The sequence below is a fragment of the Roseomonas sp. GC11 genome, from assembly GCF_024437745.1.
GTDB lineage: Bacteria > Pseudomonadota > Alphaproteobacteria > Acetobacterales > Acetobacteraceae > Pseudoroseomonas.
In genome coordinates this window covers 1-12,075 of record NZ_JANFNY010000109.1, presented here as the reverse complement: position 1 = coordinate 12,075, position 12,075 = coordinate 1, and the positions used below count along the sequence as shown (strand labels likewise).

8 protein-coding genes are annotated in these 12,075 nt (G+C 74.3%); 1 reads left to right on the top strand and 7 read right to left on the bottom strand.

Annotated features, from left to right (window positions below; all coding sequences use genetic code 11):
* Window positions 1-73: 73 nt before the first annotated feature.
* From NON00_RS22180 to NON00_RS22150, 7 genes are all read right to left on the bottom strand, one after another.
* Window positions 74-856, bottom strand: coding sequence for an SGNH/GDSL hydrolase family protein (locus tag NON00_RS22180; protein ID WP_256024949.1), 783 nt, complete (start codon window positions 854-856; stop codon window positions 74-76).
* On the bottom strand, window positions 856-2,019 hold the full coding sequence (locus NON00_RS22175; RefSeq protein ID WP_256024948.1) for an OpgC family protein: 1,164 nt from the start codon (window positions 2,017-2,019) through the stop codon (window positions 856-858). The genes NON00_RS22180 and NON00_RS22175 overlap by 1 nt, the downstream gene beginning before the upstream one ends.
* A 95-nt stretch (window positions 2,020-2,114) precedes the next feature.
* Window positions 2,115-3,434, bottom strand: coding sequence for an OpgC domain-containing protein (locus NON00_RS22170; protein ID WP_256024946.1), 1,320 nt, complete (start codon window positions 3,432-3,434; stop codon window positions 2,115-2,117).
* Window positions 3,431-4,291, bottom strand: coding sequence for a transglutaminase family protein (locus NON00_RS22165; RefSeq protein ID WP_256024945.1), 861 nt, complete (start codon window positions 4,289-4,291; stop codon window positions 3,431-3,433). Before NON00_RS22165 ends, NON00_RS22170 begins: the two co-directional genes overlap by 4 nt.
* Window positions 4,288-6,792, bottom strand: coding sequence for a circularly permuted type 2 ATP-grasp protein (locus NON00_RS22160; RefSeq protein WP_256024950.1), 2,505 nt, complete (start codon window positions 6,790-6,792; stop codon window positions 4,288-4,290). The genes NON00_RS22165 and NON00_RS22160 overlap by 4 nt, the downstream gene beginning before the upstream one ends.
* 19 nt (window positions 6,793-6,811) lie before the next feature.
* Window positions 6,812-10,297 (bottom strand): DUF2126 domain-containing protein, encoded by a 3,486-nt coding sequence (locus tag NON00_RS22155; protein ID WP_256024944.1) that lies wholly within the window; start codon window positions 10,295-10,297, stop codon window positions 6,812-6,814.
* Window positions 10,298-10,605: 308 nt separating this feature from the next.
* Window positions 10,606-11,217 (bottom strand): hypothetical protein, encoded by a 612-nt coding sequence (locus tag NON00_RS22150; protein WP_256024942.1) that lies wholly within the window; start codon window positions 11,215-11,217, stop codon window positions 10,606-10,608.
* A gap of 178 nt (window positions 11,218-11,395) precedes the next feature.
* Between NON00_RS22150 and NON00_RS22145 the strand changes: the two genes are divergently transcribed.
* The coding region (locus NON00_RS22145) for an ATP phosphoribosyltransferase regulatory subunit (protein WP_256024940.1) at window positions 11,396-12,075 on the top strand (680 nt) is incomplete at its 3' end.

Sequence of the window (12,075 nt, the reverse complement as noted above, 5' to 3'; positions counted from 1 at the left end):
GAAGACCGCCCGATCATTCCTCGGCATCCTCTGCCTCGCAGCCACCGCAGACTGGATCAAGCTCTAACAGGCCTTAAGGCGCCACCTGCCGCGCCATCCCCCCCGCGAGCACTTCGGCGAGGCACTGGTAGCCGAGGTCGTTCATGTGGAAACTATCCTCGGAGAGCATGAGCACCGGCTGCGGCAGGGCCTGCCAGAAGCGCATGATGGCGTAGCGCCGCATCAGCGGGACGCGCTGTTCCGCCGCCACCCGCTCGATGCTCTGGACGAAGCCCTGGTAGGTGTCCGGGTCGCGCAGCCGGGGCAGGAATTGCGGGTCGATCAGCACGAGGTCCCGCCCGCGCGCCTGCACGAACGCCACCCCCTCGCGCAGGATGCCGGCGAAGACAGCGGCCCCGATGCCCGTCATCGCGTCATTGGTGCCGAGCTGCCACAGCACCACGTCGGGCTGCCACTCCTCCACGGCGCGCTTCAGGCGGGGCAGGGTGGTGGCGGCCACCTCGCCGCCGATGCCGTCATTGCGCACCACCACCTCCGCCCCTGGCAGCAGCCGTTGCAGCGCGGCCTGGAGGCGGGGCGGATAGGCATGGGCCGGCACGCTCGCCCCCACCCCGGCGGTGGAGGAGGAGCCGATGGCCAGGATGCGCACCGGCTGCCGCGCCGCCAGCAGCGCCTTCATGCGCGGCAGGCCGTGGCGCAGGGCGCGCAGCTCCTCCGGCACGGTGCAGGCGGTGGGGATGTTGTCGGTGCGCACCGGTGGCAGGGTGGGCGGCAGGGTCTGCGCCGCCAGCGGCGCGGCGAGGGCCAGGACGAGGAGCCCGGGCGCGAGGCCCGGCAGCAGCGCCGCCCGCCGCATCAGGACAGCCGCGCCCCCGCCGGCAGCCGGGCCGGTGGCGCGGCCCGGCGCGTCTCGGCCAGGGTCACCAGCCCGGCCGCAAGCACCTGGATGCCCAGCCCCGCGCTGACATAGGTGATATCGAACATGGCGCCATCATACCCGCTCTGGCGCAGGGCCACACCCGTCATGCTGACCACGAGGCCGGTGCAGAAGACGGGCAGGGAATGCCGCCCCATCATCGCCAGCGGATGGTGGCGGGAGAGGCCGCGCGCCCAGGCCTGGAGCGGTGAATGCGCCACCACATAGGCCAGCGCCAGGGCATGCAGCAGCCGCGGCAGGGAGAGGAACTGCTTCTCCGGCACGGTGAGGAAATCCGGCAGCGGCGCCAGCCAGCCGGCGGCGGGCAGGCCGGTGCCGCGCATCACCACCAGGGCGATTGCCAGATAGGCGAGCGCCGCCCACCACAGCCCGCGATGGGCGCCGGAGGCCCGCCCCGTGGCCGCCCGCCGCGCGCCGAGGGCGAAGCCGATGACGAAGAGGAACTGCCAGCACAGCGGGTTGAAGAACCACCCGCCCGGCAGCGGCCGGGTGGGGAAATTGGCGCCGGTGAGCCCGGCCGCCAGCCACAGGGCGCCGGAGAGGCCAAGGGCCAGCCGCATATCCCGCGCCGCCACCGCCATCAGCAGCGGCAGCGCGCCGATCAGCACGCAATAGAGCGGCAGGATGTTGAGGAAGCCCGGCTGGTAGCGCAGCGTGGCGGCCTCCACCATGGCGCCGGCGGGGTCCTGCAGCAGCGGCTCCAGCGCGATGACGGACATCAGCCCGAGATCGCCATTCTTCAGCGCCTTGGTGGCGAAGACGGCGGCGCCCAGCACCACCAGCGCCAGGTGGGTGGTGTAGAGCTTCACCGCCCGCCCCAGCACGCGCAGCACGGTGCGGGTGCGCTCCCCCGCGCGGAAGCGGCCGAAATAGGCCGCCGCCGCCGCGTAGCCGGCGAAGAGGACGAAGAGGTCCGCCGCGTCGGAGAAGCCGAAATTCTTGTGCGTCACGCGCTCCAGCACATTACCCGAGACGTGGTTGATGAAGATGGTGGCCAGCGCGACGCCGCGCCAGACATCGAGCGCCGTGTCACGCCCCACGGGGATGGCGGGCAGGGCTGGGAGCGGGGAGGGGGCCGCCATGGCATTCTCCTGGCTGCGGGCGCGCGCGGCGGCGCCAGGAGGAAAACCGCCATGGCAGGGTGTGGTTTCAGCCGGGTGGTTTCAGCCGGATTGGGTCAGCCGGGCACGGTGCCGGAGGCCAGGGTGGGGGCGGTGGCGGCCCGCTGCCGCCCGTCCAGCCAGCGCGCGAGCAGCAGCTGCGCCGCCAGCCCGCCGGTGAGGACCAGCAGGTCGAGCGCCAGCCCGCCCGGGCCGAAGGGGGCGAGGCCCGGCGGGCGCAGCGCGGTGGCGAGCAGCGCCGCCGCCGTGCCGGCGCAGAAGACGGGCAGGGAGTGCCGCCCCATCAGCGCCAGCGGGTGGTGGTGCGGCTGGCGGCTCGCCCAGGCCTGGAGCGGGGAGTGGACCACCACATAGGCCAGCGCCAGGACATGCAGCAGGCGTGGCAGGGACAGGAAATGCTTGTCCGGCACGCTGAGGAAATCGGGCAGCGGCGCCAGCCAGCCGGGTTCCGGCAGGCCGGTGGCGCGCATGGCCAGCAGGGCGAGGCCGAGATAGGCGAGCCCCGCCCAACAGAGGGCGGGGTGGCGCGGCATGGCCCGCCGGCTGCGCAGCTGCCGCGTGCCCAGGGCGAAGCCGATGGTGAAGAGGAACTGCCAGCACAGCGGGTTGAAGAACCAGCCCTGCGGCCCGGGGGTGGTGGGGAGGTTGGTGCCGCTCAGCCCCGCCGCCAGCCACAGCGTGGCGGAGAGGCCCAGCGCCAGCCCCGCCCGCCCGCGCGCCGCCAGCGCCAGCAGCCCCGGCAGCAGCGGCAGCAGCAGGCAGTAGAGCGGCAGGATGTTGAGGTATTCCGGCTGGTAGCGCAGCGCCAGGAGGGGCCCCAGCAGGCCCCAGGGGTCGCGCAGCCAGGGGGCGAGGCTGGCCGTGCCATCCCGCCCGGCCCAGGCCAGCGCCAGGGCGAGCAGGAAGGCGAAGCCGGCCAGGGCGAGGTGGGCGCCATAGAGCAGGGCCTCCCGCGCCAGCAGGCGCCGCAGCACGGCGAGGGCGCGGCCCCTGGCGGGGCGGTCGGCCTGCCGCCGGGTGGGCCACCCGGCGAAGCCCGGCAGATAGGCCAGGGCGGCGACATAGCCGGCGAAGAGGACGAAGAGATCGGCCGAGTCGGAGAAGCCGAAATTCAGCGGCGTCACCCGCCGCGGCCAGCCGGCGCAGGCGTGGTTGATGAAAATGGCGAGCAGCGCGACGCCGCGCCAGATATCCAGGGCGCCGTCGCGCCAGGGCGCCAGGGCGCCGGGGAGCGGGGAGCGGGGGGCGGGAGGGCTGGAGGCAGGAGGAGGGGGCGCGCCAGGGCCGTGCCGCGGCCTCCCGCGGGCGGGGCCGCCCTCCGGTGGGAAGGCGGGGCGGGCCGGCCCCAATGTGGCTGGCTCCGGCCCGTTCGTCACGCCGGGGCGAGGTCCACGCTGACCTCCAGGCTGTGCCGCCCGCCGCCCAGGATGATGCCGCGCAGCGGGGAGATGTCGTGGAAATCGCGGCCCCAGCCCAGCACCACATGTTCCTCCTGCACCACCAGGTTGTTGGTGGGGTCGAGGTCCACCCAGCCGAAGGCGCCGCCCATCCAGGCGCCGACCCAGGCATGGGACTGGTCCGCCCCCAGCCGCGCCGCGCCGCCCGGCGGCGGCCGCGTCCGGATATAGCCCGAGACATAGCGCGCCGGCAGGCCGAGGCCGCGCAGCCCGCACAGCATCAGGTGGGTGAAGTCCTGGCAGACCCCGGCGCGCTGCGCCAACACCTGGGAGACGGGGGTGGCGATGCCCGTGACGCCGGGGCGGAAGGCGAAGTCACGCTTGATGCGGGCATTGAGGTCGATCAGCCCCTCCAGCACCGGCCGCCCGGCCGGGAAGGAGAGGGCGGCATAGTCGCGCGCGCCGCCATGCTCGGGCAGCATGGGGGAGGGGAAGAGGAATTCGGCGGCCTCCGGGTGGCGGGCGGCCTCGGCCACCACCTGCTCCCAGGGCGGGGTCAGCCCCGGCATGGGGGGCGTGGGGAAGCAGACGTCGATCTCGGCTTCCGCCACCACCTCGAAGCGGGCATGCGCGCGGTCGAGGAAGAGCCAGGTGACGCGGTTGCCGAAATGGTCGGTGTCGCTGGCCACGCGGGCCGGCTCAGGCGCGCAGGCCACGCTGTCCCACACGACGCGCTGGTGCGGCAGCGGCCGGGGGGAGAGGTGGAGCATATGGGTGGCGATGTCCACCGGCTCCGCATAGTGGTAGCGGGTGGCATGGCGGATGCGCCACTTCATGCGGCGCCCCAGAAGAGCACGGCGGGTTCCTCCGGCATTTCCTGCCCCAGCGTCTGGGCCGGCGGCAGCAGGGCGAAGTAGCGGCGGCTGATGCCGTCCGACAGGGCGGCGATCTCGCCTTCCATGGCGGCGAGGCGCGGCGCCAGCAGGGCGGCGCCCTGGGCCTGGTCCGGCGCCGCCAGCAGGGCGGGGGGGATGGCGTCCACCGTGGCGATCAGCGCATCCAGCGCCTGGACCAGCGCATCCTCCTGCCCGCCGCCGAGATCGGCCAGCCGCCGCCGCATGGCGTGCAGCTGGTAGGCGAGGCCGCGCGGATTGCCGGGGTCGGCCAGCACGAGGTCGAGCGCCGGGGCGGGTTGCAGCACGCCGAGATAGCGGCTGCGGTAGGTGATGATGGAATCGCACAGCTCGAGCGCGAGGCGCAGCCCGCCCTCGATGCGGCTGGCCGGCTGGTTCAGCGCGTGGCCGAGCTGGGCGGCGATGGCCTGGGCGCGCTCCAGCCGCCGCCCGAGGTCGAGGAAGGCATAGCCGCCGGCGCGCACCATGTTCTCCGCCGCCGCCCCGGCGACGCCGGCGGAGAAGCGCAGCACGCCGCCCAGCGTCTCCTCCAGCCCCTGCAGGCCGCGATGGGGGGAATCCGCCTGGATGCGCACGGCGCGCAGCGGCAGGGTGAAGAGGGTGTGCATATCCCCCGTCAGCCGGTCGCGCACGGATTCGACGAGGCGGCCGATCTCGGCCATCAGCCAGGCGAGCGCGCCGCCCTCGCGCAGGGCGCGCCACAGCGCGGCCTGGAGGGCGGTGTTGGCGGCGCCATTGGGCGCGTCCTCCGGCCGGGTGATGCCGGCATGGCGCAGGGCGGCGGCCAGCGCCGTCAGCTCCGCCTGCTCGCGCGGCAGCAGCGGGCCGCGGTCGAGCCGGGCCAGGGTAGCGCGCATCAGCCGGGCCGAGCCCTCCAGCCGTTCCACATAGCGGCCGAGCCAGAAGAGGTTGTCGGCCACGCGCGAGGGCAGCTCGCCGGCGGCGCGGCGGATGGGCAGGGGCGGCGCGGGCAGGGCGGCGGGGCCGAGGATCTGCGCCCCTTCCTCGCTCATCACCCAGACATCCTTGGCGATGCCCTGGCGCGGCAGGCGGCCGCCCAGCCCCTCCTGCGCGTCGGGGATGCGCGCCAGGCCGCCGGGCATGGCGTGCCATTGCCCGCCCTCCTGCACCAGGAAGAGGCGCAGCACGACGGGCTGGGGCGAGAGCACCGGGCCATCGGCGCAGGGCGCGACGGAGGGCGGCAGGTCGCGGCTGGCCACATGGTCCTGCGGCCGCTCGGCGATGCGGGCGAGCAGGGCGGCCAGCGCCTCCCCCTCCATCCGCGCCGGGTGCTGGGCGGGGATGGCGCCGTCGAAGGCGGGGCGGATCATCCAGCCGCGCGGCTCGGCCAGCACGGCGGCGCGCGCGGCGGGCTCGGCCAGCCAGTGGGTCTCCAGCATGGGCAGGCGCAGCGCCTCGCCCAGCAGGCGCTGGCAGAGGGCGGGCAGGTAGGGGGCGAGGGCCGGCGCCTCCACCATGCCGCAGCCGGGGGCATTGACCACGCGCACCGTGCCGTTGCGCAGGGCGTCCATCATGCCCGGCACGCCGGGGCCGTGGCCGCCGAATTCCAGCGGGTCCAGGCTGCGCCCGTCCATCCGGCGCAGCAGCACATCCACCGGGCGCAGCCCGTTCAGCGTCTTGAGGTAGAGCGCGCCGCCGCGCACCGTCAGGTCGCCCGGCTCGACCAGGGCGCAGGAGAGCTCGCCGGCCAGCAGCACATGCTCGAACCACAGCGGGTGGTGCACGCCGGGGGTGAGCAGGGCGACCGCCGCATTCTCCCGCCCATGCGGGGCGAGGCGCTGGAGGCTGTCCTGCCAGAGGTCGAAGAAGGGGCGCAGCGGCCGCACCTGCTGGCCGCGGAAGAGCTGCGGCAGGACGCGGCCCAGCATGCGCCGGTTTTCCTGGGCATGGCCGATGCCGGCGGCGCGGCTGGTGCGGTCGGCCAGCAGGCGCCACTGCCCGTCCGGGCCACGGATCAGGTCGGCGGCATAGGCGTGCAGCAGCGGGTGCAGCGGGCCATGCGCGGCGCTGCGGCAGGGGCGCAGGAAGGCGGGGTTGGCGAAGACCAGGGCGGGGGGCAGCAGCCCCTCGGCCAGCAGGGTCTGCGGGCCGTAGCAATCGGCCAGGATGGCCTCCAGCAGCCGGGCGCGCTGGGCCAGCCCCTCGGCCAGGGTGGCGAACTCACCGGCCGGCAGCACCAGCGGCACGGGGTCGCAGCGCCAGGCCCGGGCGGCGCGGCTGGCGCCGGGCAGCAGGGAGGAGATGCCTTCATCCTCGAAGGCACGGTCCAGGCGGCGGGCAGCCTCCGCCGTGCCGCTGCCGGCATGGTCCGGCGGCAGGTCGGCGAAGGCCGTCAGGACACCGCGCCAGTGCGGTCGCACATGGCCCCGGCCATCCACCATCTCGTCGAGCGGGGTGAGCATATTCACCCGCCCGGCGGTATCACGCCATGCGGCGCAGGTCGAGCGTCCGGCGCAGCTCCGCGGTGTCGGTGGGCTGCGGCGCGGGGCTCTGGCCCGGGCTGTGGCCGAAGGGGAAGAAGCGGGAGCGCCGGCGTGCCTCCGCCTCGTTGGCATTGACCGGGAAGCGCTCATAGTTGCGCCCGCCCGGATGGGCGACATGGTGGGTGAAGCCGCCGAGGCTGCGGCCCGTCCAGCGGTCCCACAGGTCGAAGACCAGCGGGGCCTGCGCCCTGATGCCCGGATGCAGCGCCGAGGGCGGCGACCACGCCTTGAAGCGGACCCCGGCGACGAATTCCCCCGCGCGGCCGGTGGGCGAGACCGGCAGGGCGCGGCCATTGACGCCGAGGATGAAGCGCTCCGGCGCGAAGCCGCTGGCGCGCAGCTGCAGCCGCTCGGTGCTGCTGTCCACATAGCGGGCGGTGCCGGAGCCGGTGCTCTCCTCCCCCAGCACATGCCAGGGCTCGAGCGCGTGGCGCAGCTCCAGACCCACCCCGTGCAGCGTCATCTCGCCCAGCAGCGGGTAGCGGAAGGCGAAATGCGGGGCGAACCACTCTTTTTCCAGCGGCGCGCCGAGGCTGCGCAGCTCCTCGATGGCATCGGCGAAATCCTGCTCGGCATAGTGCGGCAGCATGAAATCATCATGCAGCCGGCTGCCCCAGCGGATCAGGCGGCGCTCATAGGGCGTCTTCCAGAAGGCGGCGATGGCGGCGCGCATCAGCAGCATCTGCGCGGCCGACATCTGCGGGCTGGGCGGCATCTCGAAGGCGCGGAACTCCACCAGGCCGCGCCGCCCGCCGGCATGGTCGGGCGAATACATCTTGTCGATGCAGAACTCGGTGCGGTGGGTGTTGCCCGTCATATCCGCCAGGATGTTGCGGAACAGCCGGTCGGTCAGCCAGGGCGGGCTGGGCTGGAAGGGCCTCACCTGCTGGAAGGCGATCTCCAGGTCGTTCAGCACATCCTGCCGCGCCTCGTCGATGCGCGGGTGCTGGCTGGTCGGGCCGATGAACAGGCCGGAGAACAGGAAGGACAGGCTCGGGTGGTTGTGCCAGAAGCCGAGCAGCGACTTCAGCAGGTCCGGCCGGCGCAGGAAGGGGCTTTCCTCCGGCGTGCTGCCGCCCATCACCACATGGTTGCCGCCGCCGGTGCCGACATGGCGGCCATCCAGCATGAACTTCTCCGCCGCCAGCCCCGTCTCGCGCGCCAGGGCATAGAGCTGCTCGGTGCGCGCCACATGCTCGGGCCAGGAGTGGGAGGGGTGGATGTTCACCTCGATCACCCCGGGGTCGGGGGTGACGGAGAAATGCAGCAGCCGCGGGTCGGAGGGCGGGGCATAGCCCTCCAGCACCACCTTGCGGCCGAGGCCGGAGGCCGTGTCCTCGACCGCCGCCGTCAGCTCCAGCCAGTGCTCCAGGGCGGCGAGCGGCGGGAAGAAGACATGGATGCGCCCGCCGCGCGCCTCGACCGTCAGCGCCGTGCGCACGAGGTCGGGCTGCGGCTGGCCGGTGACGGGCAGCTCCGCCAGGGGTTGGGCGAGGGGCTGGGCCAGGGGCTGAGCAAGCGGCGGCAGCGGGCGGCGCAGCGTGGCGGCGCCGGGCAGCGTGCCGCCCGGGCCAGCCAGGCCACCGGCCGCCAGGCCGCCGGCAGCCAGGCCACCGGGCAGCCCCTCCGGCGGCGGCAGCGGCGCCGGCTGGTGGCGCACCGGGAAGCCCGGCGCGCCCTCACGCGCCGCGGGCAGGCCCTGGAGATGCGGCTGGGCGTGGTAGGCCTCGGCCGGCGGCAGCTCGGCGCGCGGGGCGAAGGGGTCGGCCTCGACCTCCTGCGGCAGGTCCTTGGGGTCGGCCCAGGGCAGGCTCTCCAGCGGCAGGCGGAAGCCGATGGGCGAATCACCGGGCAGCAGGAAGATCGGGTCGCCCTCGCGGAACAGCCAGAGGGCGCTCTCCCAGCCCGCATTGTCGGCGCGGCGGCGCAGCGGCAGCACGGAGCCCACCTCGGCGGCCAGCCCCTGGCCGAAGACCTTGGCCAGCCGCGCCCGCTCCATCGGGTCGCGCAGCCTGGCATCCTCGGCGATCACATTGGCCGGGAGGCGCTTTTCCTTCCACAGGTAGTAATGGATGTCCTCATGCGCCGGCTGGACGAAGCCCTCCGCCAGGCCGAGCCGCAGGGCGAGCGCGCGGGCGAAGGCGCGGGCCTCGGCGGCGGTGGCGTTGTCCGTGTCGTCATCATGGGCGAGCAGGCCGGGGTCGAGCCAGACCGGCTCCCCATCGGCGCGCCAGAAGGCGTTGAGCGCCCAGCGCGGCAGCTGCTCGCCGGGATAGTGCTTGCCCATGGCGTATTGCACGGCGGCGCCCGGCGCCCAGAGCGGCAGCAGCTTCTTCAGCAGCCGCCCGGCCATGCGCCGCTTGGTGGGGCCGAGGGCGGCGGTGTTCCACTCCGCCCCCTCCTGGTCGCTGGCGGAGACGAAGGTGGGCTCGCCGCCCATGGTCAGCCGCACGCCGCCGGCGGCCAGCTGGCCATCCACCACATCGCCGGCATCGAGGATGGCCTGCCACGCCGCCTCGGAATAGGGCTTGGTGACGCGCGGCGTCTCCCGCACGCGGGTGACGGCCATGGCGAAGTCGAAGGAAACCTCCGCCTTGCTCATCAGGCCGGAAATGGGGGCGGCGGAGAGCGGCTCCGGCGTCGCGGCGAGCGGGATATGCCCCTCGCCCGCCAGCAGGCCGGAGGTGGCGTCGAGCCCCACCCAGCCGGCGCCGGGCAGATAGACCTCGGCCCAGGCATGCAGGTCGGTGAAGTCGGCCGCCGGGCCCTCGGGGCCGTCGAGCGGCTTCTGGTCCGCCACCAGCTGGATCAGGTAGCCGGAGACGAAGCGCGCGGCATAGCCCAGGTGGCGCAGCATCTGCACCAGCAGCCAGGCGCTGTCGCGGCAGGAGCCCTTCCCCTGGTCCAGCGTCTCCTCCGGCGACCAGACGCCGGGCTCCAGGCGGACGATGTAGCTGATCCGCTCCGCGAGCATCTGGTTGAGGCCGGTGATCATGGTCACCGTGCCCTGCTCGCCGCGCGGCACCCCGGCCAGCAGGGCGGCGAGGCGCGGCCCCGCCGGCTCGCAGCGGCGGAAGGGCGCCAGTTCCTGCTCCAGCACGGGGTCGTAGCTGAAGGGCCAGACCTCCGCCTGCGGCTCCAGGAAGAAGTCGAAGGGGTTGATGGTGGCCATGTCGGCCACGAGGTCCACCGTCACCTCGAAATGCCGCACCGTCTCCGGGAAGACCACGCGGGCGAGGAAATTGCCCTGCGGGTCCTGCTGCCAGTTCAGGAAATGCGGCTTGGGCGAGATGCCGAGATTGTAGGAGAGGATGGGCGTGCGCGCATGCGGCGCGGGGCGCAGCCGGATCGTCTGGGGCCCGAGGCTCACCTGCCGGTCGTACTGGTAGCGGGTGCGGTGGGTCAGGGCGACGTGAATCGACATGCAGGATCCCGGGGCTCGTTCCTGCGGCGCAGCATAGCCCTGCTGTGCCAGCTTGTGGAACGCACGGGCTCAGGAAATCTTAAGGTTTGCCTGCGGTTTTGGCAGGGGGCCTGCCCAGGCGCTGGGCGCCCTGCCGGCGTCGCGGGCGGGCGCCTGTTCTTGAGAGGGGCTTCGCCCCTCTCAAACTCTCCCGACCAAAGGCCTGAGGCCTTTGGAAACCCATCTGTGAGTCCCCCCTGATGGCGGGTGCAGGGGACCCTGTCCCCTGCTGGGGGTTGAGGGGGCAAAGCCCCCTCAAGGCGATCCCCTCACTCCACGCGGTGGCGCAGTTCCGCCTCCACCGCGCGGGCGGCGGCGGCGGCCTGCGGGATGGCGGGGAGGCTGGCGAGGCGCGCCACCACCTCCGCCCCCTCCAGCCGGAACAGCGGCGGGGCCAGGGCCTCGCGCAGCGCGGCCTTGTCCCCCGCCTCGATCGCCGCCGCGGCATTGTCGAGGGCGATCACCACCTCCTCTCCCTGCGCCTCCGGGTCGATGCCCAGCCGCTCGCGCAGCACGGCGCGCGCCTCCTCCAGGCTGCGCATCACGGCGGGGGGGAAGGGGGGGATGAAAAAAGGATCCTCGCCATGCGTCTCGGCTAACCGTTCCAGCACGGCGCAGGCGCGGGCGGCGGCGGCGGGCTCGCCATTCCAGTGCGAGAGATCGGCGAAGGCGGCCGGCGCCTCCAGCCCCTGCGGCGGGGGCGTCTCCGCCGCCGGGTGCTGTGAGGGCGTCTCCGCCGCCGGGTGCTGTGAGGGCGTCTCCGCCGCCTGGGGGCCGGCCGCGCCGCCGGCGGGCTGTGCGAGGGCCGGCGGGGCGAGGCCGGGCTGGCCGAGAGCCAGCAGCAGGGCGGGAAGGGCAGGGAGCAGGGCGCGGCGCATCATGGCCGGGCAGTAAAGGACAGCGGCGGCGTGGCCGTCAGCGGGGGTGGCGCGGGGCAGGCATGGCGCCTTCGCGCGCGATCCGCCCTTGCCCCGGCGGCGCGGCGCTGCCACACACCGCGCGTTTGTCCCGCTCCCGCGCGGCCCCCTCCGGGGTGCGCGGCGCCCCGGCCCAGGAATCATGACCGAAGACCTGCCCAGCCCCGCCCTGCTGCCCTCCGGCCTGACCGACCTGCTGCCGCCCGAGGCGGCGCATGAGGCCGCGCTGGTGGAGGCCCTGCTCGCGGTCTTCGCCTCGCATGGCTATGAGCGGGTGAAGCCGCCGCTGCTGGAATTCGAGGACAGCCTGCTGGCCGGCTCCGGCGCCGCCGTGGCGGACCAGACCTTCCGCCTGATGGACCCGGACAGCCACCGCATGCTGGGCCTGCGCGCCGACACCACGCCGCAGGTGGCGCGCATCGCCGCCACCCGGCTGGCCGACATGCCGCGCCCGCTGCGCCTCTCCTATGCCGGGCAGGTGCTGCGCGTGCGCGGCAGCCAGCTCGCCCCCGAGCGGCAGATCCCCCAGGCCGGCCTGGAGCTGATCGGCACCGATTGCCCGGAGGCGGATGCCGAGGTGGCGCTGCTCGGCGTCGAGGCGCTGGCCGCCATCGGCATCACCGGCGTCAGCCTGGACCTGACGCTGCCCACCATGGCCCCGGCCCTGCTGGACGCCGCCGGGGTGCAGGGCACGCTGCGCCGCCGGCTGGCCCGCGCGCTGGACCGCAAGGACGCCGCCGCCGTGCAGGAACTGGCCGCCGAGGCCGGGCCGCCGGCCATCGGCCTGCCCGCCCTGCTCACCGCCGCCGGCCCGGCCGATGG

Coding starts and splice junctions, on each gene's coding strand:
- NON00_RS22175 (WP_256024948.1), bottom strand. CDS start 2,019: ATGGCGGCCCCCTCCCCGCTCCCAGCCCTGCCCGCCATCCCCGTGGGG.
- NON00_RS22180 (WP_256024949.1), bottom strand. CDS start 856: ATGCGGCGGGCGGCGCTGCTGCCGGGCCTCGCGCCCGGGCTCCTCGTC.
- NON00_RS22160 (WP_256024950.1), bottom strand. CDS start 6,792: ATGCTCACCCCGCTCGACGAGATGGTGGATGGCCGGGGCCATGTGCGA.
- NON00_RS22150 (WP_256024942.1), bottom strand. CDS start 11,217: ATGATGCGCCGCGCCCTGCTCCCTGCCCTTCCCGCCCTGCTGCTGGCT.
- NON00_RS22165 (WP_256024945.1), bottom strand. CDS start 4,291: ATGAAGTGGCGCATCCGCCATGCCACCCGCTACCACTATGCGGAGCCG.
- NON00_RS22155 (WP_256024944.1), bottom strand. CDS start 10,297: ATGTCGATTCACGTCGCCCTGACCCACCGCACCCGCTACCAGTACGAC.